This is a genomic window from Arthrobacter sp. ov407 (assembly GCF_900102895.1).
Classification (GTDB): domain Bacteria; phylum Actinomycetota; class Actinomycetes; order Actinomycetales; family Micrococcaceae; genus Arthrobacter.
Window position 1 is genome coordinate 211,784 of sequence record NZ_FNGD01000008.1, and the last position, 22,541, is coordinate 234,324.

Consider the following 22,541-nt stretch of genomic DNA (forward strand, 5'->3'; position numbering starts at 1 on the left):
GGGGGCCCTGTGAAGGAATCGGCCAAGAGCCACGCCACATTTGTGACGGTCGCCGGGATCGTCCGGCCCGTGATGAACCTGCTGATGAACAAGAAGTGGGAAGGCCTCGAGAAGCTGCCTGCCGGGGGCTTCATCGCCGCACCCAACCACTGCACGGAGATCGATCCGCTGGTGGTGGGGCACATGCTCTATAACCAGAAACGGATGCCGCACTTCCTCGCCAAAGCCGGCCTCTTCAAGGTGCCCGTGCTGGGCGCTGTCCTGCGGTTCACCAAGCAGATCCCGGTGGAACGTTCGACGGCGGGGGCGAACCGTTCGCTGCAGCTCGCCAAGGAAGTCGTGAACGAGGGCGGGGCGATCATCATCTACCCCGAGGGAACCCTGACCAGGGACCCGGCACTCTGGCCGATGAAGGGGCACACCGGTGCCGCGCGCATGGCGCTGGAGAGCGGCATTCCCGTGGTGCCCATGGCCCATTGGGGTGCCCAAGAGGTCTTCCCGCGGTATGCGAAGCGTTTCTACATCTTCCCCCGCAAGACTTCACGCCTGGTGGTCGGGGATCCGGTGGACCTGAGCGCCTTTGCGGGCCTGCCGCTGGACAAAGCGACGCTCACCGCGGCCACGAATGTCATCATGGACGCCATTACCGGCCTCTTGGCGGGACTGCGCGGCGAACAGCCGCCCGCGCAGCGGTGGGACCCGGCGGCGCACAACCAGCCCACGCACGGCCGCATTGACCCGGACGTCACAGCGTGACGGCGGATTTTGCGACGGCGGCCAGCCGCGGATCCGAGACCGCCACCACCGTGGCCGTCCTGGGAGCAGGCTCCTGGGGTACCACCTTCGCTAAAGTTGTGGCCGACGCCGCTACGGCGTCCGGGGTCGAACGAACCATCCGTCTCTGGGGCCGGCGCCCGGAAATCGTCGACCAGATCAATACCCAGCACCGCAATGAGCAGTACCTGAAGGGCATCACGCTGCCCTCCAGTATCACCGCGTCCACGGACGTCGCCGAGGTCCTGGCCGGCGCGGAAGTGGTCATCCTGGCCGTTCCGGCGCAGACCCTGCGGCCGCAACTGAAGGCGTGGAGAGACATGCTGGCGCCCGGCGCCGTCGTCGTGTCCCTGATGAAGGGGCTCGAACTCCACACAGATGCGCGCATGAGCGAGGTCATTTGCGCGGAGCTTGACCTGCCGGCTGACCGGGTCGCCGTGGTCTCGGGCCCCAATCTGGCCATGGAGATCGCCCGGGAAGAGCCAACAGCATCCGTCGTGGCCTGCACGGACCCGGTCACGGCAGGCTGGATCGCCCGCAGCTGCACCGCCCCCTACTTCCGCCCGTACACCACGAACGATGTGGTCGGCGTCGAAATCGGCGGGATCGTCAAGAACGTCATCGCCTTGGCCGTGGGAATCTGCGAGGGCAAGAAGATGGGGGACAACACTAAGGCCTCCGTCATCACACGCGGCTTGGCGGAGACCTCCCGGTTGACACTCGCCCTGGGCGGCGAGGCCCGGACCATGGCCGGGCTCGCCGGTCTGGGTGACCTTGTGGCCACCTGCTCCTCCCCGCTGTCCCGAAACCACACGGCAGGCAGGCTGCTCGGCAAGGGGCTGACCCTCGAGCAGGTCACCGCCGAAATGAAGCAGACGGCTGAAGGCATCAAGTCCAGCCAGGCGGTCCACGAACTAGCCGGAAAACTCGGCGTCGACATGCCGATCACGGCAGCCGTCGTCGCAGTCCTGGCCGGTAAATTGTCCGTAGACGAACTGGGTCCGCTGCTGCTGTCCCGGGACCTGAAACCCGAAGGCGATCACTGAGAGTGTCAGAGAACAACATGACCACAGAAGGCCGTACGGGCCAGCCCAAGCCCCGCGTTGCCGTGCTGTTCGGCGGCCGCTCCAGCGAGCACGCCGTGAGCTGCGTGACAGCCGCCGGCGTCCTGGGCGCCATTGACAAGGACAAGTACGACGTCATCCCGATCGGGATCGCCAAGACCGGCCAGTGGGTTCTGGCCTCCGGCGACACCAACGAGTGGTCCCTGTCCGCCACGTCGCTGCCCGAAGTGGCGCCGTCGGCACGGACCGTGGCCCTGGCGGAGATCGGCGGCGAGCACCAGCTGATCGTCGCCTCCCCGAATGCGGTCCCGGAAGAGCTCGGCACCGTGGACGTCGTCTTCCCGCTGCTGCACGGGCCCTTCGGCGAGGACGGAACCATCCAGGGCCTCCTGGAACTGTCCGACACCCGCTACGTGGGCGCCGGCGTGCTCGCGTCCGCGGTCGGAATGGACAAGCACTTCATGAAGGTGGTCTTTGAATCGGCCGGGCTCCACGTGGGACCCTACATCGCCGTGACCGACCGGCAGTGGCTCACAGACCCCGAAACCGTCCGGAAACGCGTGGACCAGCTTGGCTTCCCCGTGTTCGTCAAGCCGGCCCGGGCGGGGTCCTCCATGGGCATCTCCAAGGTGGATTCCCTCGAGGGCCTGGACGCCGCAATAGAGACCGCAAGGGAGCACGATCCCAAGTTGGTCATCGAGGCCGGCATTACCGGCCGCGAGATTGAATGCGCAGTCCTGGAGGGCCGGGGGACCGATGCTCCGCGGACCTCCATGCCGGGAGAGATTTCCGTGGCCGGCGGCGGGCACGAGTTCTATGACTTCAACGCCAAATATGTGGACGACGCCGCTGCGCTCAGCTGCCCGGCCGACCTCCCCGAGGAAGCGATCACCCGGGTCCGGGAACTGGCCGCCGTCGCCTTCGACGCCGTCGGCGGTGAGGGACTGAGCCGGGTTGATTTCTTCTACACCCCTGATGGCGATCTGATTATCAACGAGATCAACACGATGCCCGGCTTTACGCCCAAGAGCATGTACCCGCAAATGTGGAAGGCCTCGGGCCTGGGCTACGCCGAACTGATTGACGAGCTGATCCACCTCGCACTGCACCGCAAGACCGGCCTGCGCTAGGCCTCGCCGGGCCCGGGCTCGATCCGGCGCAAGGCCTACTTGCTGGTCGGCAGGTTCTGCAGGTCCTCTTGGCCCACGCAGTTCCGGGTGGCCTTGATCTTCAACGCCGGGGCGGAGAGGTCTGCCAGCACGGTGGCCGAACTGATCTTGTTCGGATCCATCAGGATCTCCGTGGCGGGTTCGCGGCCGAACGTGGTCAGCGTCCACACGGGGTTGCCTTCCTTGATGACCCAGTCGACGCCGTTGACGCTTACGCAGCGGTCCGTGGTGGGACCCGGGACGTTGACGCCGCAGCGAAGGATCACCATGGATGGATCGCCCCAGGCCGCTGTGGCCTGGGCATTGGTCTTCCGCATCTTGGCATCGCCGATTGCGTCGGGAAGGGCCAGCATCATCGGCGCGCATGCCGCGTTCGCGGCATCCTTGGCGGGCGTGACATCAACCACGGGGGAGCAGGACGTCAGGGCCAGGCCGGCTGCGACGGCCACGACAGCCACGGCAAGGCGCGCGGAAACGAGGCGGCTGAACTGGAACATTCATCCAGCTTAACCCGGCCCGCGGGGCGCTACGGTCCGCCCCGGCGCACGAAGGGCTCTGCGAGTTCAGCGACGAGCTGTGAGGGCCGCCCCTCGCGGTACCGTAGGGCTGTGTCTGAAACTGTGCCTGACTCTCCTGTGCCCGAATCTCCTGTGCCTGGCTCTCCTGCGCCCGAACACCTGCCGCCGAACACCGCATTGACCGTTGCCGGGCTCTCGGAGTCCCAGCTGCTGGGGCGCATCTTCCCGCGCCTCACCGTCCCGGTGCCCGCTGGCGGCCCGGAAGCGGCGACGTACTTGCTGCTGGGGCCAGGGGACGACGCCGCGATTGTCGCCGCGCCGGACGGACGGACTGTGCTGAGCATCGACACCCAGGTGGCCGACCAGGACTTCCGACTCCAATGGAACAACGGCTACCGCACCAGCGGGTACGACGTCGGCTGGAAGGCCGCGGCGCAAAACCTCAGCGACATCAATGCCATGGGCGCCCGGGCCACGTCCCTTGTGGTGAGCCTGACGATGCCGCCGGAGACCCTCGTCTCCTGGGTGGAGGATTTCGCGGACGGCCTCATGGCCGGGATCAGGGGGCTGGGGGCTCTGGACTGCACGGTGGCCGGCGGCGACCTCGGCCGCGGCCGCGAACTGGCGGTCAGCGTGGCCATCGTGGGGACCCTTGACGGCAAGGAGCCCGTGCTGCGTTCCGGAGCCCGGCCGGGGGACACCGTGGCCCTGGCGGGAACAGTGGGCCGGGCGGCGGCCGGGCTGGCGCTGCTGGAGTCGGACGTCCGCGTGGGGGACCTGACCAGCGGGCAGCGCTCCCTCATGGACACCCAGTGCCGGCCGCAGCCGCCGCTCGCGGCCGGCCCCTTGGCGCGTGAGGCCGGCGCGTCGGCCATGATGGACATTTCAGACGGCCTGGTCCGGGACGGAATCCGCATGGCGGCCGCCAGCCACGCGGTGCTGAACCTGGAAGCCGCCGCCCTGAAGGAGCTGGCCGCCCCGCTGCTGCCGGCGTCGGAGCTGTTAGGAGCAGACCCGATGTCCTGGGTCCTCGGCGGCGGCGAAGACCACGGACTGCTCGTCACATTCCCGCCAGGGGTTCAGCTCCCTCCCGGGTTCACTGCGATAGGCTCGGTAGAGACCCCTGCACCAACCGAAAGCACGGGAGTAACGATTGCGGGCAGGCCCGCTGACGCTGTGGGATGGGATCACTTTGCAGACTAAGATTGCCGCCAACGCGCAAGCGATGAAGCGGTGGTTGGGCAAGGCGGAAACCACGCTCGGCAACCACAGCGACCGCCTGAACGCCATCAACATCTTTCCCGTGGCCGACGGTGACACCGGCACCAACCTCTACCTGACCGTCCGTGCCGCGGCTCACGCCGCGGACGCGGTCACCGAGGGGCACGCCGTCGTCGAGAGTGGCACGGCCGCTGGCCAGTCCACGCACGCCGCCGCGGACCTGCACGATGTCGGCGCCGTCCTAGCGCAGGCCGGCCAGGTGGCCATGGAACAGGCCCGTGGCAATTCCGGAACCCTGTTTGCCGTCTTTCTCGCCGCCGCCGCCGAACCGTTGGCCGGGCACACCCGGATCAGCGCACCGCTGCTGGCTGCGGCCCTTAACCGCGCCCAGATCCGGGCTTGGTCCGCGCTGAGCGATCCCGTGCCGGGCACCATGCTCTCCGTCATGGAAGCCGCCGCCCGGGCCGCGGCCGCCGTGGACTCCGCACACGACGGCGATGACAGTAACCAGACCCTCGGCCTGGCCCTGGATGCCGCCGTTGAGGCAGCCCTGGCCGCAGTGGTGCGCACGGAGGACCAGCTCGATGCCCTGCATGCCGCCCACGTGGTGGACGCCGGCGGCGTGGGTATGCTCCTGATCCTGGACTGCCTCCGCTCCGCCGTGCTGGGCGAGGAGCTCCAGAGCGAACTGCTGGACGGCCTGCACGGCTACGACGTCCAGGATCCGCACATCCACGTTGGCATGCCGCGCGACGAAGGCGTCGAAGTCATGTGCACCATCTCCCTGTCCCCGCTCGATGCCGCCATGATGCGCCAACGGCTCGACGAAATGGGCGACTCGGTGATCATGAGCCAGGTCGGCGGCGCTGCGGACGCCGCCGGGGCCTACCGCTGGCGAGTCCACGTCCACGTCCTGGATGCCGAACCCGCCGTCGCGCTGATCCGTTCCCTGGGCGAGCCCACGGACATGTCCGTGAGCGAGCTCGCCGTGCCGCGCGATCCGGAACCACAGGGCGCCACCGTTGCCGCAGCCGTTGAAGCCACCGTCGCTCCCGCGCTCGCCGCCGAAACCCGAAACCCCGACGGACATGCACGCTGAACTTGAACTGGGCCTGGAGCGCCGCATCGGCAAGCGCTCCGCGGCTGTCATCGAAAAACACCTCGGCATCACCACTGTCGGCGGGCTCCTGAACTACTTCCCCCGCCGCTACCTCAGCCGCGGCGAGCTGACACCTATCAGCGAGGTCCCGCTGGACGAGGAAGTGACCCTGATCGCCCGGGTGGTCTCCAACAGCACCCGGTCCATGCGCGCCCGGCGCGGTTCCCTGACCGACGTCGTGATCTCCGACGACGCCGGCGGCGCGCTGCCGGGCACGCTCAAGGTCAGCTTCTTCAACGGATTCCGGGCCAAGGCGGAGCTGCAGCCGGGCCGGCGTGCCATGTTTTCCGGCAAGGTCACCCGCTACGGCGGATCCCTTGGCCTGACCAACCCGGATTTCCTGCTGCTCGACGAGGACCCCGACACCCCGGGCATCGACCCGGAGAAGCTCGCCGCCATGCCGATCCCGGTGTACCCGGCCACGGCCAAACTCACCAGCTGGTCCATCCAGAAGGTCATCTCGACGCTGCTGGACACCGCGGACCTTGAAACCCTCGGCGACCCGCTGCCGGCGGAGATCGCGGTGCGGGAGAAGTTCCTGCCGGTCGCGGACGCCTACCGGCTGATCCACGCCCCGCAAACCCCGGCGGACTTCCAGCGCGCCCGCGATCGGTTCCGCTACCAGGAAGCCCTGGTGCTCCAGTCGGCCCTCGCCCGCCGCCGCGCCCAACTCGCCGCGGAGGAAGCGACGGCCCGCCGCCCGGCACCGGACGGGCTGCTGCCGGCCTTCGACCGCCAGCTGCCGTTCACGCTGACCGCCGGCCAGTCCGCCGTCGGCAAGACGCTCTCCGACGAGCTCGCCCAGGACTCGCCCATGAACCGGCTGCTCCAGGGCGAGGTGGGCTCCGGCAAGACGATCGTGGCGCTGCGCGCCATGCTGCAGGTGGTGGACGCCGGGGGACAGGCTGCCCTGCTGGCCCCCACGGAAGTCCTCGCCGCCCAGCACTATGAATCCATCCGGCGCACGCTCGGACCGCTCTCCCGGGACGGGATGCTCGGCGGGTTCGGCCCGGACGCCGTCCAAGTCACCCTCCTCACCGGCTCCATGCCCACCGCGGCGCGGAAGCAGGCCATGCTGGACGCGGCCTCCGGAACGGCCGGAATCGTGATCGGCACGCACGCCCTGCTCAGCGACAACGTGTCCTTTTACGATCTCGGCCTGATTGTGGTGGACGAGCAGCACCGCTTCGGCGTGGAACAGCGCGACGCCCTCCGGGCCAAGGCCAGCAAACCGCCGCACCTGCTGGTCATGACCGCCACCCCGATTCCCCGGACGGTGGCCATGACCGTGTTCGGAGACCTCGAAACCTCCGTGCTGGATGAGCTCCCCGCCGGCCGCGCCCCGATCTCCACGCACGTGGTGGGGCTCGCGGAACACCCGGCGTGGGCCACCCGCATCTGGTCCCGTTCGCGGGAGGAGATCGACGCCGGCCACCAGGTCTACGTGGTCTGCCCCAAGATCGGCGCGGACGACGACGGCGACTTCACCCCGGGCGAGGCCGAACCGTCCGCCGCAGACCTCGAAGGAGAGAACGGCGGGCGGGAACTCGCCTCTGTCACCGGAGTCGTGGAACACCTCCAGGACGAACCGGCCCTGGCCGGGGTGGCTGTGGCGCCGCTGCACGGCCGGCAGGACCCGGTGCTGAAGTCCGAGACCATGGCGTCCTTCACGGCCAACCAGACCAAACTGCTTGTCTCCACCACCGTGATTGAAGTCGGCGTGGACGTCCACAACGCCACGCTGATGGTGATCCTGGACGCGGACCGCTTTGGCATCTCCCAGCTCCACCAGCTGCGCGGCCGGGTGGGCCGCGGCGGCCTGCCGGGGACCTGTCTGTTGGTCACCACCCTGGAGCCGGGCCATCCGAGCCGGCGCCGGCTCGATGCCGTGGCGGCTACCACCGACGGCTTCGAACTGTCCCAGGAGGACCTCAAGCTCCGCCGGGAAGGCGACATCCTGGGTGCCTCGCAGTCCGGCGGCCGTTCCACCCTGAAGCTGCTGCGCGTCCTCGAACACGAGGACGTGATCGCCCGGGCCCGGCAGGACGCCCAGCGGATCGTGGCCGCAGATCCGTCACTGGCGGGCCAGCCCAGGCTCGCGGCCGCGATCGACGAATACTTGAACCCCGAGAAGGAGGCGTTCCTTGAACGCGGCTAGGACCACAGCATGAGCCGGATCATTGCCGGCGCGGCCGGCGGCAGCCCCCTGGTCAGCGTCCCCGGGAGCCTGACGCGCCCCACAACGGACCGGGTCAAGGAAGCGCTGTTCTCCCGGCTGGACGCCTTCAACGTCATTGCCGGCGCACGGGTGCTGGATCTGTACGCGGGATCCGGCTCGCTGGGAGTGGAGAGCGGCAGCCGCGGCGCCGACTCCGTGGATCTGGTCGAATTCGATGCCAAGGCCAGCGCCGTCTGCCAGAAGAACGCGGACCTCGTCAACACCGTCACCGGCCGCAAGGTGGTCTCCGTGCACCGCTCCAAGGTCGAATCCTTCCTGGACCGGACCGCTGAGGCCGCGCGCTGGGACCTGGTGTTCCTGGACCCGCCCTACCCCCTGGACGAGCCGGCCCTCGCTGCGGTGCTGGCCAAGCTGGTGCCGCACCTGGGCGAGGGGGCCGTTGTGGTGGTGGAACGCTCATCCCGGACCCCCGAGCCGGCATGGCCCGAGGGCATGGAACGGTTTGCCGAGAGGAAGTACGGCGAAACCCGGCTGTGGTTCGCCGAGCCCGGCGTCGAAGCCGGTCTGGAAGCCGTCGAAGCCGTGGAAGCCATGGACTTGGAGGCCCGGGACTAACCGGCCAGCACGTCCAGCTCGACGCCGGCAAGTACCTTCGCCGGATGCGGACCGCGCGCCGAAAGCGCCGCCGTCCAGGCCTCCGGCCACGGGCCCTGCGTCCCGGTCAGGATGATGTTCCCGGGATACCGGCCGGTGAACATGCAGGCCTCCGCGAAGGCAGCGACGTCGGCCATGGCCCGGCGCATGGCCGCGACCTGGCTCCGGACCAGGGTCAGCCCGGGCTCGTCGCCCACGTTGACAATCAATACCCCGCGCGGCGTCAGCCGAGCCGCAGCCTCCCGGTAGAACTCTGTGCACGCGATGTGTTCCGGCGCCTCGGGCCCGGAGAAGATGTCCAGGATCACAACGTCGAAGCGCAGTTCCGCCGGAAGCCCGGCGAGGGCGTCGCGGGCATCGCCGATCACCGTGTGCAGCTGCGTTCCCTCCGGCAGGGGCAGCTGCGCCAGCACGAAGTCCAGCAGTTCCCGCTCCAGCTCCACGGCATACTGGACCGAGCCGGGCCGGGTGGCCTGGATGTAGCGGGCCAGCGTCAGGGCGCCCGCGCCCAAGTGCAGCGCGCTGATGGGCTCGCCCCACGGGGCGGCGAGGTCCACCACGTGCCCGATCCTGCGCAGGTATTCGTAGAAGATATCCGCGGGATCGGCCAGGTTCACGTGGGACTGCTCGGCGCCGCCGATGCTCAGCACGAAGCCGCCGTCGGTAAAGGGATCCGGCTCGATCGTTGCGTGCTGACCGGTGGTCCGCAGGAACCGCGACGCCCCGGGTTGCTGCTCCGCCATCACAGCCTGTCGCGCAGGGTCGCGAGCCGCTCGGCGGCCTCCTCCAGCACGTGCAGCTGCTTGCAGAACGCGAACCGCAGCAGGCTGCGGGTGCGCTCGGCGCCCTCGGCGTGGCAGAAGACCGGCACCGGGATCGCGGCAACGCCCACCAGGGCCGGGAGCCTGCGGGCCAGCTCCACGGAATCGGTGATCCCCAGTGGAGAGGTGTCCACGTTCACGAAGTAGGTGCCCTGCGGCGTCAGGACGTCGAGGCCGGCCGCGCGGAGTCCCTCGCTGAGGATGTCCCGCTTGTACCGGAGCGTGTCGGCAATGCCGGCATAAAACTCGTCCGGGAGCCCCAGCCCCACCGCGATCGCGGCCTGGAAAGGCGTGCCGGAACTGTAGCTCAGGAACTGCTTGATGGTCCGGGCTGCGGCCACGAGGTGCTCCGGTCCGGAGAGCCAGCCGATCTTCCAGCCGGTGAAGGAGAACGTCTTGCCGGCCGAGGAAATGGTCAGCGTGCGCCCGGCCGCGCCGGGCAGGGTGGCCATGGGGATGTGCTGCACACCGAAGGTCAGGTGCTCGTACACTTCGTCGGTGACGATGACGGCGTCGTATTTTTCGGCCAGTTCGACGACGCGCACAAGCACCTCGCGGGGGAACACCGCGCCGGTCGGGTTGTGCGGATTGTTGATCAGCACCACCTTGGTGCGGTTGCTGAAGGCGGCTTCGAGTGCGGCCAGGTCCGGCATGAAGTCCGGGGCCAGGAGCGGGGCGGTGACGTGCGTGGCGCCGGCGAGCCCGATGATGGCGCCGTAGGAGTCGTAGAACGGCTCGAACGTCAGCACCTCATCTCCCGGGCCGACCAGCGCGAGCAGCGAGGCGGCGATGGCCTCGGTGGCGCCGGTGGTGACGATGATCTCGGTCTGGGGATCGGGGGCCAGCCCGTAGAACCGCTGCTGGTGGACTGCGATCGCCTCCCGCAGCGGCAGGATCCCCTTGCCGGGCGCGTACTGGTTGGCTCCGGCGGCGATGGCGGCCTGGGCGGCCTCCTTGATCTCCACGGGGCCGTCCTCGTCCGGGAAGCCCTGGCCGAGGTTGATGGCGCCCGTGCTCAGGGCCAGGGTGGTCATCTCCTCGAAGATTGTGACGCCCAGCGAACCGTCGGGGGAGAGCAAATTGGCGCCGGTTGCGGCGCGCTGCCAGGGGAACTGGGGCGGGAGCTGGGACATTCAGCCATGTTATCCCGGCCTGTGGGGCGGATACGGTAGGTTCGGAGCATGAGACGCGCTGTTTGCCCTGGCTCCTTTGACCCCATTCACAATGGACACCTTGAAGTCATTGCGCGTGCCGCAGGGCTCTTCGACGAGGTGATCGTGGCCGTGTCCACGAACTACACCAAGAAGTACCGCTTCAGCCTTGAGGAGCGGATCGACATGGCCAAGGAAACGTTCGCGTCCTTGCGCGGCATCGTGGTGGAACCCGTGGGGGAGGGGCTCCTGGCCGAGTACTGCAAGCAGCGTGGTGTGTCCGCGATCGTAAAGGGCCTGCGCTCGTCCTCGGACTTCGACTACGAGCTGCCGATGGCCACGATGAACCGGCAGCTGACCGGCGTCGAGACGGTATTCCTGCCGGCGGAAAGCCATTACCTTCACCTGTCCTCCACCCTCATCAAAGAGGTCTTCGCCCTGGGCGGGGACGTCTCGGACTTTGTTCCCCGGTCTGTGCTGAAACGGCTGGCTCCGGGCGAGCCGGTCCAGAGCCGGGCGCGCAAAGTGTAAGCTTGACCGGTACTCGGCGGCCTGCTGCCGGTTGCGGGGCCCGAATCCAAGGCTGTTTTGTGGTGTGAACCGCAGGCGTGCCCCCGGTTTGAGTCCGTCCGGAAGTTCAGGCTAAGATAGTACGTCGGTCATATGTTCAACAGGAGTTCTCATTAAACGAGATGCTAGTTCGCCCTTGGCGTTCGACGTCAAGGACCTCGGACGCAGTCCGGGAAGCATGCGAACGCTGACGGAACATGTACCCGCGCCAAGTGATCTTGGCGTGGCGCTCATTGGCGTGCAGGAAGGCTCGGATGTCGAGCTGGACCTGCGGCTTGAGGCCGTACACGAAGGAATTTTGGTATCAGGAACCGCGCTCGTTGAAGTAACTGGCGAATGCGGCCGATGCCTGGATCCCCTTGCGTATGACCAAGAGGTTGATGTGCAAGAACTTTTCTTCTACGAGGACGCTGTGTTCTCCGACGAAGAAGACGAAGAAGAGCAACGTCGAGTCGAGCACGATCTGATCGATCTTGAGCCGGTGTTGCGGGACGCAGTTGTCACCATACTGCCGTTCCAGCCGGTGTGCCGGGAAGACTGCCAGGGCCTTTGCTCCGAATGTGGAGTACGCCTGGAAGACGAGCCGGGGCATCACCACGAGGTCGTAGATCCTCGCTGGGCCGCCCTGGCTGACTTGGCTAAGCCTGACCGGCAAAACTGATTTGTAAGTGTTTTTCTAGAGAGAAATGAGTTAGCCGTGGCTGTCCCGAAGCGGAAAATGTCTCGCTCGAATACCCGCGCCCGCCGCTCCCAGTGGAAGGCAACTGCCCCCCACCTGGTGAAGACCATAGAGAACGGCCAGGTTGTTTACAGCCTGCCGCACCAGGCAAAGGTCGTTACCGACTCGGCTGGCACCGCGCTGTTCCTTGAATACAAGGGCCGCAAGGTCGCAGACGTCTAATCCGCCAACAGGCTGAAAAAGATGTCTTCAACTGAAGAGCTTCTGAAGCGTCTCGGTGTCACTATTGACGCCGGGACGCTTCGTCTTGCGCTCACACACCGTTCCTATGCCTACGAAAACGGCGGCATCCCCACCAACGAACGGCTCGAGTTCCTGGGCGACTCCATCCTGGGCTTCTCCGTGACGGACGCGCTGTACCGCGATAACCCCACGCTGCCCGAAGGCGACCTGGCCAAGCGCCGTTCCGCCGTCGTCAGCACCCGTGCCCTGGCGGGCATCGGCCGCAGCATCGGGCTGGGCGAATTCATCTACCTCGGACAGGGCGAGAAGCTCACCGAAGGCAAGAACAAGGCGTCCATCCTGGCGGACACCATGGAGGCGCTGATCGGCGCCACCTACCTTTCCAACGACATCGAGACGGCAAGGCAGCTGGTCATGCGGCTGGTCGGCCCGCTGTTGAAGGACGCCGCCGCCCTCGGCGCGGGCACCGACTGGAAGACGAGCATCCAGGAGCTTGCGGCCAGCCGGCAGCTCGGAACCATCAACTACGCAGTTGACGGCTCCGGACCGGACCATGCCCGGACGTTCGAGGCCGTGCTGCGGATCGGTGGCACCGATTATGGCAGCGGCACCGGCAACTCCAAGAAAGAAGCCGAGCAGGAAGCCGCCGCCGATGCCTGGCGCCGGCTGACCGCCCCGTCCACGCCTGACCCGCAGCAGCTGCAGCCCCAGACCGGCAGCTAGGCGGCGGCGTTGCCTGAACTGCCCGAGGTCGAGGTGGTCCGGCGCGGCCTGGTGAGCTGGGTACGGGGCCGGACCATCACCTCCGTCGATGTACTGGACCCCCGGTCCCTGCGCCGGCATGCCCTGGGCCCGGAAGACTTTGCCGGCAACCTTGAGGGCGCACGGGTGCTGGACGTGGTCCGCCGCGGCAAATTCCTCTGGATGCCGCTGGCGGACACGCCCGCCCCGTCCGGGGGCCGCGTCCTGTCCGGACAGCAGGTCCCGGACGCAGAGCCGGTCCCCGCCGTCGCACTCATGGCCCACCTCGGCATGTCCGGTCAGCTGCTGATGCAGGACCCCGGCGTTCCGGACGAAAAACACCTCAAGGTCAGGCTGCGGCTCAGCCCCGCCGAGGGCATGCCCGAGCAGCTCCGGTTCGTGGACCAGCGGATTTTCGGCGGCCTGTTCCTCACCTCGCTGGTCCCCACTGACGACGGCGGCCCCGGCGGCCTCGCCGAAACACCGCTGCCGCTCATCGCCGAGGAAGCCTCGCACATTGCCCGGGACCCCCTGGACCCCTGGTTTTCCTTCGATGCCTTCTACCGGCGCCTGCGGGCACGCAAAACCGGGCTCAAGCGGGCGCTGCTGGACCAAGGCCTGGTCTCCGGGATCGGCAACATCTACGCGGACGAGGCCCTCTGGAAGGCGCAGCTGCACTTTGCCCGGCCCACCGACACCCTGCGCCGCGCCGACGCGCAGCGGGTCCTCGACGCCGCCCGCGAGGTCATGACCGATGCCCTGACCGCCGGCGGCACGAGCTTCGATTCGCTCTACGTCAACGTCAACGGAGCCTCCGGGTACTTTGACCGCTCCCTGAACGCCTACGGCCGGGAGGGCCGGGAGTGCAAGCGCTGCGCCGCCGCCGGCCGGGTCAGCCTGCTCAAGCGGGAACAGTTCATGAACCGTTCCTCGTACACGTGTCCCGTCTGCCAGCCCCGTCCCCGGAACGGGCGCTGGTAGGGGAGTCCGGCCGCGGTAACCCCAGCCGCTTAATGTGATCCGCAGTGCTCGGCCAGCCTCGCCAGGCCCTCGTCAAGGGAGACGGTGGGGGTCCAGTTGAGGAGTTCACGGGTCTCGCGCTGGTCGAACCAGTGGGCCGTGGAGAGCTGCTCAGCGAGGAATCTGGTCATCGGCGGCTCCCCAGCCCGGCCGGCCCGGGACCAGAGCCTCTCCACCACCGATCCTGCCGCCCGCGCGAGCCCGCCCGGCACCGTCCACGACGGCGCAGGGACGCCGCCCGCGGCGCATATGCCCGCCAGCAGCTCGCCGACAGGGCGGGGTTCGCCGTTGCTGACGACCAGCGCGCGGCCGTGGATGTGCTCCATGCGATGCACCGCGGCGACGATGGCCGAGGCGGCGTTGTCCACGTAGGTGGTGTCGATCAGGGCCCCCCCGGCGTCGAGCAGCGGCAGGCGGCCGCGGCTGGCACGTTCCAGCACCCGTTCCACCAGCTGCGTGTCGCCGGGACCCCAGACGATGTGCGGGCGCACCGCCGCGACGCGGAAATCCGTCGAGTCCGCGGCCAGCGCCAGCAGTTCGGCCTCGGCCTTGGTGCGGGAGTAGTCGCCGTGCGCGCGGGCCGGGTCCGCCGGCTCGGCGCCCAGCCCGGCGATGGCGGCGCCGGAGTTGGCTACGGAGGGGGAGGAGACGAACACCAGGTCCCGCACGCCGGCCTCGCGGGCCGCACGGAGCAGGCGACGCGTGCCTTCGACATTCACCTCCTCGAAATCTGCGGCGCGGCCGGTGAAGGAGACCTTCGCGGCCAGATGGATGACGCCCTCGGCGCCGGCGACGGCGCGCCGGACGGCGTCGTCGTCCGTGACGGACCCGGAGAGGTCCGCAGCGCCGTCGACGCCGGCGGGACGGCGCTGGAACGTGCTGACGGCGTGGCCCTGCCGCACCAGCAGCCGGGCCACTTCCCGCCCGAGCAGGCCGCTCGCGCCGGTGACGAGGACCCTCACGGCTGTCCCGGACGGCCGCCGGCCAGCACCGCCGAAGCCCACCTGGCCAGGCGGGTCCTGTCGATCTTGGCGTTGTGGCGGATATCGGTCGGCTGGGAGGGGACGGTGAGCACGGCGGAGACGCTGACGCCTGCCTGACGGGCCGCGTCCCGCACCCGCCCGGCGAGCTGCGGCGTGGCGGGGCCGGCCCGGCGGACGGGAGGTACAGTCTCGACGACGGCGACCACCGCCTGGGTCCCGGACGGACCGACCCCGACGACGGCGGCCAGCCCGACGTCGTCCAGGCGTTCGATGGCCTGCTCGGCGCCCACGGGCGTCAGCACGGTACCCGGCGCCGTCACGACGTGCGCGAGGCGTCCTTCCACCCAGAGCCGGCCGGCGGCGTCGAGGTGCCCGACGTCACCGGTGCGGTGCCATCCGGCGGTGCGGACGCTCTCGCGCTGGGTCAGCCAGAGCCGGTCGTAGGCTTCCTTCACGTGCGGGGCGCTGACCAGGATCTCGCCGGTCACTCCCGCCTCCGTGACGGGCTCGTTCCCGGGTGCGGTGCCGTCCGCGGCGAGCGGGATGACGGCCGTACGGGCGCCGTGCACCGGCCAGCCCACGCACACGCCGTTGCCAGCCCCCGCCACGGTTCCGGCGTCGGCGTCGGCTTCGGCGTCGCGGATCTGTTCGAGGCTGATATCGGTGACGGGCAGCGCCTCGGTCATCCCGTACGGGGTGTGCAGCGAGGCCCGGGGCAATAGCCGCTGTACCTCGGCGAGGAGGGGTTCGGGGACGGGAGCGCCGGCGGAGAGCAGCAGCTCCACGCGCCCCAGGGCCTCGTGCCCGGTCCGGTTCAGGCCGCCCTGGGTCGCGAGGACGTTGCGCAGCGCCGCGGGCGAGGCGAAGATCACCGTGGCGTCGATGGCCGCGGCGGCGGCCGCCAGCGCGCGGGCCGTCAGGGTGCGGGGCACGGTGACGTCCATGTTGGGGGTCACCGAGACTGCTCCGAGCGCCGGTCCGAGCAGGGCGAACGGCGCGAAGCCCGCCACCAGGCGTGCGCCCGGGCGGATCCCCAGCGTCGCGGCCACGGTGTCCCGCATGGCCGCCAACTGCCGGTGCGTGTAGAGCACGCCCTTGGCTGGACCGGTGGAGCCGGAGGTGAAGAGCACGGCGGCGGGGGCGTCCGGTTCCGGAGCCAGGGCCGGATTCCGGCAAGGGAGCTCCGGGCTGAGGCTGGCGCCGCGGCGGCCGAGGGCGGCGAGGGAGGTTTCGACGGCGAGGAGGCGGCGGCGGGCGGCCGGCAGGTCCCGCACACTGATGCGCCGTCCCGACCAGCCGAGTACTGCGGCAGCCGCCAAGGCCCTGTCGATTCCGATGAGGAAATCCGGGGTGGCGCCCTTCACGGCCCGGGTCAGGCCGCGGGTACCCAGGCCGGCATCGGCCACGACGACCACCGCGCCGAGCCGCAGGCAGGCGAAAAGGACCACGGTCAGGTCCACGCCCGGCGGAACCATCAGGCTCACCCGGCTACGGTGCCCTACACCGGCTTCCTGCAGGCCCGCCGCGAGGGCGGCGATATTCTGTTCCAGCTCCCGCCAGCTGAGCGAGCGGGCGACGCTGCCGTCCGCGGCCATTTCCGCGACGGCGGTATCCCCGCCGGCGGGTCCCGCCGCCAGCGCGGTGAGCGGCGCCCAAACGGGCGGGACTTCGGTCCCGGGCTCCAGGGCGCCGTCGGTCGGGGCGTCCGTCCGCTGAAGGCCGGGTCCGCCGTCCCGGCTGCGCTCGGCAAGCCACTCGAAGACGGGAGCGGCGATGTTCCGGTCTTCCGCGACCAGGTGGCCGGCGCCCTCGAAGCGGTGAACTTTCGCGTCCGGCAGCCGGCTGATGAGGTCCTTGAGGTACCGGTCGGAAAAGATCGGATCCCGCGGGCCCCAGAGCATCAAGGCCGGAACTTTCAGCCCGCGCAGCCCTTCCGCGACGCGGCTGAGCGTCGGGAAGCTGGGATGGGACGCGTCGGCGGGAATGTCCGCGACAAAGTTCCCCACCCCGGCGCGGCGGTCGGCGCCGCGGTAGGGGGCCATGTAGGCGCTGCGGACATCGGCGGCCAGCGGCGGGTGGGCCAAGGAATGCGTCACGCGCAGGAAGGCGTCCGACCTCGTCGTTCCCCAGCGGTGCACGGCAGGGTGCATGGCAAGCCGGAGCGCCGGCGGGATGCGGGAGCCTGAGGGCTGGTGGACGGCCGTGTTGGTCAGCACCACCCCGGCGAGCTGCTGCGGATGTGCCACGGCCCAGCCGAGGCTGATCACTCCGCCCCAGTCGTGGCCGACGGTGACGACGGGTCCGTCCAGTCCGAGCGCGGCGGTGAGATCGCCCAGGTCGTTGATCCGGTCCTCCAGGCGCCGGAACGTGCCGGTGCGCTCGGAGAAGCCCATATCCAGCTGGTCCACCGCCACCACACGCCACGGATGTGCGGGGTCGGATCCGGCGGTCAGCAGGGTCCGCCACAGGTAGGACCACGTCGGGTTGCCGTGCACGCACAGGAGGGTGCCGGCAGGAGTCAGGCCGCGGCGCGTGAGCTGGGCACCGTTGTCGAGCAGGTGCCAGCGGCGCACCCTTCCGGGCTCATCCACGGCGGAGGTGGACGCCACATCGATTTCGCGCGACCATTCGGGGTCGACGCCGGGCCAGTCGGCGGCTACCAAACGATTTCCACCATGGCGGTATTCAGACCGGAACCGACGCCCATGCACAACACGCGGTCCCCGGTTGCGAGAGTCTGCGCTTCGGCCGCGAGGGTCATTGGCAGGGAGGCCGGGCCCACATTGCCCCAGTGCGGGAACGTGATCGGCACCTTGTCCGGGTCCAAGTCAATGGCGTCGATGATGGCCTGGGTATAGGCATTGCTCACCTGGTGCGTGACGTAGCGGTCCATCGAGGCCCAGTCCCACTCCGGCTGGGCCTCGTGCCAGGCGGCGACCACGAGCTGCAGGCCGCCGTCGAGCAGGCCCTTGGTGTCGGTGGCCATGCCGTCGATGCCGCCCACGCACAGTTCATGGTGCTCGGTGCCGGCACGCATCACGCCGCCGAGGATACGGTGGCCCCCTGAGTGCTGGTCCGCCGGGCCCAGGACGGCCGCAGCGGCTCCGGAGCCGAGGGTTAGTGTGGCGAACTCGCGGTTGAAATCCTCGCGGGTCGTCTCGGGCCGCTGCAGCCGGGCCAGGGTGGCCTCCTGTGTTGCCTGGGCATCCTCACCGTTGACGATCATCGCGTACTTGATCTGGCCGGAGTCGATCATGTTGGCCGCTAGCGTCATGCCGTTGACGAATCCGAGGCAAGCGTTGGCCAGATCAAAGTTCATGGCCGACGAAGGCAGGCTGAGTCCGTGGTGGATCTTCACCGCGACCGACGGTTCGAGGTTGCGCCGCGTAACGGAGGTGTTGATCAGCAGGCCAATCTCAGACGCTTCGATGCCGGACTCGGCCAGGGCCTTTGCGCCCGCCTCGATGGCGGCGTCGTCGAACGATGTCCCGGGGGCCCACCAGCGCCGGTGCGTGATGCCGGCGACCCGTTCGAGCAGCTTCGGGGGGACCCTCAGCCGCCGCAGGGTGGAAGCCAACCTGCGGTCGAAATCCATGGAACTCACGATCGTCGGAGCTTCGACGCTGCTCACCGAGAGTAAGGCGGTGTTGCTGTGCCGGAATGTTGCGTTGCCTACCAAAATCAAGCCCCTGTTCACGTCCGTCCTGCGCTCCGGCGGTTCACCGCACCCTCGAGCGCAAGCCCAAGAGCTTAACTATGCCCGTTGCAGGTCGGTTCCTGCATATTCTGCGGCAAAAGCCGCGGCTTTGCACGGGTTCTGCGCGGAATTGCCGCAGCTGCGCAGTACATTGTATGTATCCGGGCCCGCCCCGAACACCCGCGTCCGAATCATGCGTTCGTCGAACAGCGGGCCCAGTCCGCCGAGCAGGAGACCCGAAGCACCTTGCATTTGAAGAGTCTGACCGTCCGGGGATTCAAGTCGTTTGCCTCAGCGACGACATTTGAATTCGAACCGGGCGTCACCGCCGTGGTGGGCCCGAACGGTTCGGGCAAATCCAACGTCGTGGACGCGCTGGCCTGGGTCATGGGCGAACAGGGAGCCAAAACCCTCCGCGGCGGCAAGATGGAGGACGTGATCTTCGCGGGCACCTCGGGCCGGCCGCCGCTGGGCCGGGCGCATGTCTCGCTGACCATCGACAACAGCGACGGCGCCCTCCCGATCGAATACAGCGAGGTGACGATCTCGCGCACCCTGTTCCGGACCGGCGGCTCGGAATACGCCATCAACGGCGCCGGCTGCCGGCTGCTCGATATCCAGGAGCTGCTCTCCGACTCCGGCCTTGGCCGCGAGATGCACGTGATTGTGGGCCAGGGCCAGCTGGACAAGGTCCTGCACGCCACCCCCGAGGACCGGCGCGGCTTCATCGAAGAGGCCGCCGGCATCCTCAAACACCGCCGCCGCAAGGAAAAGACGGTCCGCAAACTCGAGGCCATGCAGGCCAACCTGTCCCGGCTCAGCGATCTCACCGGCGAAATCCGGCGGCAACTGACCCCGCTGGGAAAGCAGGCGGAAGTGGCCCGGCGCGCCCAGAGCGTCCAGTTCGAGGTCCGCGACGCCCGCTCACGCCTCCTGGCCGACGACCTCGTCCAGCTGCAGTCCGCGCTGGCGCAGGACGTCGCCGACGAATCGGCGCTCAAGGCTCGCCGTGGCGTCGTCGAACGCGACCTCGAGGCCGGACGGCAGCGCCAGGCGGTCCTCGAACAGCTCGCCGCCGAGGCCACGCCAACGCTGAACGCCGCGCGGGAGAACTGGTATTCGCTCTCCACCGGGCGCGAACGGCTCCGCTCGCTGGGCTCGCTCGCCGAGGAGCGCCGCCGGCTGCTCGGCGCAACGGACGTGGTTCCGGACACCGGCCGGGATCCGGACCAGCTGGAGCAGCAGGCCGCCCGCGTCCGCGACGAGCAGGCCGGGCTGGAACGGCAGATCCTGGACCGGACGGAGGCCCTGGACGCCGCGACAGCCGCCAAACATGAGGCCGAACAGGCCGCCGCCGCCGAGGACAAGCGGCTCGCGGCCCTGCTCCGGGCCGCCGCGGACCGGCGCGAAGGCCTGGCAAAGCTCGCCGGGCAGGTCGGCGCGGCACGATCCCGCGTCGAGTCTGCCCAGTCCGAGCTCGGACGCCTCCGCGAATCGCAAAAGGCGGGTGAGGAGCGCCGCCGGCACGCGCACAGCGAGTTCACGGCCCTGGAATCCCAGGTGGCAGGCGTTGAAGACGGCGAGGAATCACTCGACGCCGAATACGAGGCCGCAAGCGAAGACCTCGACACGATCATCGCCGAAATTGACGCCCTGAAGGCGGCCGAGCGTGAGGGGGAGCGGGAACGCGGCGCCCTCATGGCCCGCCGCGATGCCCTCCAGCTCGGCCTGAACCGCAAAGACGGCTCCGGACACGTGCTCGGCGCGGCCGCCGGGAACCTGGCCGCCGGGGTCCTGGGATCCCTGGCGTCCATGATCACCGTGGAGGCCGGATTCGAGGCCGCCGTCGCCGCCGCCCTCGGCAGCGCGTCCGACGCCGTGGTGGTCCGGGACCAGGAGACGGCCGCTGCCGCCGTGCGGCTGCTCCGCGAGGACGACGCCGGCCGCGCCGCGCTGCTGCTCGCCGACGACCCGGCCGGAGGTTCGCCGCTGTTGGCCGATGCGCTGTTGGCCGATGCATTAACCGGTGGGAACACGCTTCCCGCGGGCGCGCGCTGGGCTGTGGATCTGGTGGAGCTCGTTTCCGCTGCGGATCCGGACGCCGCCGGCCTGCCGCTGGCGGCCCTGCTGGCGGGCACCGCCGTCGTCGAGGATCTGGATCACGCGGCGCAGCTGATCGCCGCGCGCCCCGAGCTCACCGCCGTGACCCGGGCCGGGGACGTCTTTACCGCGCTGACCGTGACCGGCGGTTCCGCCTCGGCGCCGTCGCTGCTGGAAGTCCAGGCCGCCGTCGACGACGCCGCCGCGAAGCTGGCCACCGTGACCGCCGGGCTCGAACGCAACCGCTTCGCCCTCTCCACCGCCCGGGCCCGGCGCGCCGAAGCCCAGGACAGGGCGGACGCGGCCCTCGCGAAACTCCACGACTCCGACGCGAAACTCGCGGCCGTCGCCGAACGCCTGGGCCATCTGAACGCGGTGCTGCGCAGCGCCGTGGGGGAGAGTGAGCGCCTGGCGGCGTCCCTGGCCAGGGCCGAGGCCCAGATTGTCAGTGAACAAGATGCCCTGGAGGCGGTGGCGGCACGGCTCGCCGCGGCCACCGAAGCCCCCGCGGAGCAGGAACCCTCCCCGGAGCACCGCGACGCCCTGGCCCTGGCCGCCTCGCTGGCCCGCACGGCCGAGATGGAGGCCAGGCTCGCCCTGCGCAGCGCCGAGGAACAGCTCACGGCCACACGCAACCGGGCGGCCTCGCTGGAACGGGCCGCCGCCACCGAACGCCGCGCCCGCGAGGAAGCCGCGGAACGGGCCCGCCGCCGCCGGCTCCAAGCCCGGCGCGCCGCCGCCGTCGCCGTCGCCGTGCAGCAGATCATCGGGTTCATCGACGTCTCCGTGGAGCTGGCCCGCCGGGAGCGGGACAGCGCCGAGGAACGCCGGGACGCGATGGACCGTGAGCTTGCCGGGGTACGCAGCGGCAACGACGCCCTGGCCCGTGAACTGGCCGAGCTCACCGACTCCGTGCACCGCGACGAGCTCGCCCGCACGCAGCAGCGGCTGCGGATCGAGGCCCTGGAACTGAAGAGCGTGGAGGACCTCGGGCTGACCGCCGACCAACTCGTGGCCGACTACGGACCGGACCGGCCCGTGCCGGTGCCGGCCGAGGACTCGGCGGACAAATGGGCAGCCCTGCGCGCCCCGGTGGACGAGGAGGGCCGCGAGATTTCTGCGGGCAAGCCCTTCGACCGGGCGGAGCAGGAGAAACGGCTCAAACGCGCCGAACGCGGTCTCGCGGCCCTGGGCAAAGTCAACCCGCTGGCGCTCGAGGAGTTCGCCGCGCTCGAGGAGCGCCACCAGTTCCTCAGCACCCAGCTCGAAGACTTGAAGTCCAGCCGCAAGGACCTGCTGGACATCATCAAGGAAGTCGACGACCGCGTCCAGAAGGTCTTCGCCGAAGCATTCGATGACACCTCACGGCAGTTTGTCCGCGTCTTCGCCCGGCTGTTCCCCGGCGGCGAGGGCCGGCTGGTCCTGACCGACCCCTCCGACATGCTCACCACCGGGATCGAGGTGGAAGCCCGCCCGGCCGGCAAGAAAATCAAGCGGCTCTCGCTGCTCTCCGGCGGCGAGCGTTCCCTGACGGCCGTGGCGCTGCTGGTGGCCATCTTCAAGGCACGGCCCTCGCCCTTCTACGTCATGGACGAGGTCGAGGCCGCGCTCGATGACACCAACCTGGGCCGGCTCATCACCATCTTCGAAGAACTCCGCGAATCCAGCCAGCTGATCGTCATCACGCACCAGAAGCGCACCATGGAAGTCGCCGACGCCCTCTACGGCGTCACAATGCGCGGCGACGGCGTCTCCACGGTGATCAGCCAGCGGCTGGGCGCGGAGGTCTAGGCGGAAC

19 protein-coding genes are annotated in these 22,541 nt (G+C 69.3%); 13 read left to right on the plus strand and 6 right to left on the minus strand.

Annotated elements, in window-relative coordinates; genetic code table 11:
* Positions 1-9 precede the first annotated feature (9 nt).
* The 3 genes from BLS42_RS12515 to BLS42_RS12525 are packed head-to-tail and all read left to right on the plus strand — an operon-like array spanning position 10 to position 2,968.
* On the plus strand, positions 10-756 hold the full coding sequence (locus BLS42_RS12515) for a lysophospholipid acyltransferase family protein (RefSeq protein ID WP_090581605.1): 747 nt from the start codon (positions 10-12) through the stop codon (positions 754-756).
* Positions 753-1,820 (plus strand): NAD(P)H-dependent glycerol-3-phosphate dehydrogenase, encoded by a 1,068-nt coding sequence (locus tag BLS42_RS12520; RefSeq protein ID WP_090581607.1) that lies wholly within the window; start codon positions 753-755, stop codon positions 1,818-1,820. The genes BLS42_RS12515 and BLS42_RS12520 overlap by 4 nt, the downstream gene beginning before the upstream one ends.
* A gap of 17 nt (positions 1,821-1,837) precedes the next feature.
* Positions 1,838-2,968, plus strand: coding sequence for a D-alanine--D-alanine ligase family protein (locus tag BLS42_RS12525; RefSeq protein ID WP_371129569.1), 1,131 nt, complete (start codon positions 1,838-1,840; stop codon positions 2,966-2,968).
* Positions 2,969-3,003: 35 nt separating this feature from the next.
* Here the strand turns inward: BLS42_RS12525 and BLS42_RS12530 are convergent, their stop codons facing one another.
* A complete protein-coding gene (locus BLS42_RS12530) occupies positions 3,004-3,504 on the minus strand; it encodes a DUF3515 family protein (protein ID WP_090581611.1) in 501 nt (166 codons plus the stop codon).
* Positions 3,505-3,702: 198 nt separating this feature from the next.
* Between BLS42_RS12530 and thiL the strand changes: the two genes are divergently transcribed.
* From thiL to rsmD, 4 genes are read left to right on the plus strand one after another with little or no spacing between them, the layout of a single operon-like run.
* Positions 3,703-4,728 carry a thiamine-phosphate kinase gene (thiL, locus tag BLS42_RS12535; RefSeq protein ID WP_176803398.1) on the plus strand — a complete coding sequence of 342 codons (1,026 nt, stop codon included), beginning with the start codon at positions 3,703-3,705 and terminating at the stop codon, positions 4,726-4,728.
* Between the two features lie 22 nt (positions 4,729-4,750).
* Positions 4,751-5,845: a DAK2 domain-containing protein gene (locus tag BLS42_RS12540; RefSeq protein ID WP_256336447.1), complete on the plus strand. Its 1,095-nt coding sequence runs from the start codon at positions 4,751-4,753 to the stop codon at positions 5,843-5,845.
* Complete coding sequence (locus tag BLS42_RS12545; protein WP_090581615.1) at positions 5,835-8,063, plus strand: ATP-dependent DNA helicase RecG; 2,229 nt, start codon at positions 5,835-5,837, stop codon at positions 8,061-8,063. The genes BLS42_RS12540 and BLS42_RS12545 overlap by 11 nt, the downstream gene beginning before the upstream one ends.
* A gap of 9 nt (positions 8,064-8,072) precedes the next feature.
* A complete protein-coding gene (gene rsmD, locus BLS42_RS12550) occupies positions 8,073-8,699 on the plus strand; it encodes a 16S rRNA (guanine(966)-N(2))-methyltransferase RsmD (protein WP_090581617.1) in 627 nt (208 codons plus the stop codon).
* Here the strand turns inward: rsmD and BLS42_RS12555 are convergent.
* Together BLS42_RS12555 and BLS42_RS12560 are read right to left on the minus strand one after the other, a co-directional pair.
* On the minus strand, positions 8,696-9,481 hold the full coding sequence (locus BLS42_RS12555) for a spermidine synthase (protein WP_176803383.1): 786 nt from the start codon (positions 9,479-9,481) through the stop codon (positions 8,696-8,698). The two genes, rsmD and BLS42_RS12555, sit on opposite strands and share 4 nt — an antisense overlap.
* On the minus strand, positions 9,481-10,692 hold the full coding sequence (locus BLS42_RS12560) for an aminotransferase class I/II-fold pyridoxal phosphate-dependent enzyme (RefSeq protein WP_090581619.1): 1,212 nt from the start codon (positions 10,690-10,692) through the stop codon (positions 9,481-9,483). The genes BLS42_RS12555 and BLS42_RS12560 overlap by 1 nt, the downstream gene beginning before the upstream one ends.
* Positions 10,693-10,740: 48 nt before the next feature.
* Here BLS42_RS12560 and coaD point away from each other — a divergent pair, with 48 nt between their 5' ends.
* The 5 genes from coaD to mutM all read left to right on the plus strand — a co-directional run bounded on the left by coaD (position 10,741) and on the right by mutM (position 13,924).
* On the plus strand, positions 10,741-11,241 hold the full coding sequence (gene coaD, locus BLS42_RS12565; protein WP_090581621.1) for a pantetheine-phosphate adenylyltransferase: 501 nt from the start codon (positions 10,741-10,743) through the stop codon (positions 11,239-11,241).
* 175 nt (positions 11,242-11,416) lie between these two features.
* Positions 11,417-11,941: a YceD family protein gene (locus BLS42_RS12570; protein WP_090581623.1), complete on the plus strand. Its 525-nt coding sequence runs from the start codon at positions 11,417-11,419 to the stop codon at positions 11,939-11,941.
* Positions 11,942-11,977: 36 nt separating this feature from the next.
* Positions 11,978-12,181: a 50S ribosomal protein L32 gene (gene rpmF / locus BLS42_RS12575; protein ID WP_090581625.1), complete on the plus strand. Its 204-nt coding sequence runs from the start codon at positions 11,978-11,980 to the stop codon at positions 12,179-12,181.
* Positions 12,182-12,202: 21 nt separating this feature from the next.
* On the plus strand, positions 12,203-12,925 hold the full coding sequence (gene rnc / locus BLS42_RS12580) for a ribonuclease III (protein ID WP_090581627.1): 723 nt from the start codon (positions 12,203-12,205) through the stop codon (positions 12,923-12,925).
* 9 nt (positions 12,926-12,934) lie between these two features.
* A complete protein-coding gene (mutM, locus tag BLS42_RS12585) occupies positions 12,935-13,924 on the plus strand; it encodes a bifunctional DNA-formamidopyrimidine glycosylase/DNA-(apurinic or apyrimidinic site) lyase (protein WP_090581629.1) in 990 nt (329 codons plus the stop codon).
* Positions 13,925-13,953: 29 nt separating this feature from the next.
* Here mutM and BLS42_RS12590 read toward each other — a convergent pair whose 3' ends face one another.
* From BLS42_RS12590 to BLS42_RS12600, 3 genes are read right to left on the minus strand one after another with little or no spacing between them, the layout of a single operon-like run.
* A complete protein-coding gene (locus BLS42_RS12590) occupies positions 13,954-14,925 on the minus strand; it encodes an NAD-dependent epimerase/dehydratase family protein (protein ID WP_090581687.1) in 972 nt (323 codons plus the stop codon).
* Positions 14,922-17,609 (minus strand): alpha/beta fold hydrolase, encoded by a 2,688-nt coding sequence (locus BLS42_RS12595; RefSeq protein ID WP_090581631.1) that lies wholly within the window; start codon positions 17,607-17,609, stop codon positions 14,922-14,924. Before BLS42_RS12595 ends, BLS42_RS12590 begins: the two co-directional genes overlap by 4 nt.
* Positions 17,603-18,625 carry a 3-oxoacyl-ACP synthase III gene (locus tag BLS42_RS12600; RefSeq protein WP_090581633.1) on the minus strand — a complete coding sequence of 341 codons (1,023 nt, stop codon included), beginning with the start codon at positions 18,623-18,625 and terminating at the stop codon, positions 17,603-17,605. Before BLS42_RS12600 ends, BLS42_RS12595 begins: the two co-directional genes overlap by 7 nt.
* Before the next feature lie 264 nt (positions 18,626-18,889).
* On the opposite strand from BLS42_RS12600, the gene smc reads away from it, so the two are divergent.
* On the plus strand, positions 18,890-22,534 hold the full coding sequence (gene smc, locus BLS42_RS12610) for a chromosome segregation protein SMC (protein WP_176803385.1): 3,645 nt from the start codon (positions 18,890-18,892) through the stop codon (positions 22,532-22,534).
* Positions 22,535-22,541: the final 7 nt, after the last annotated feature.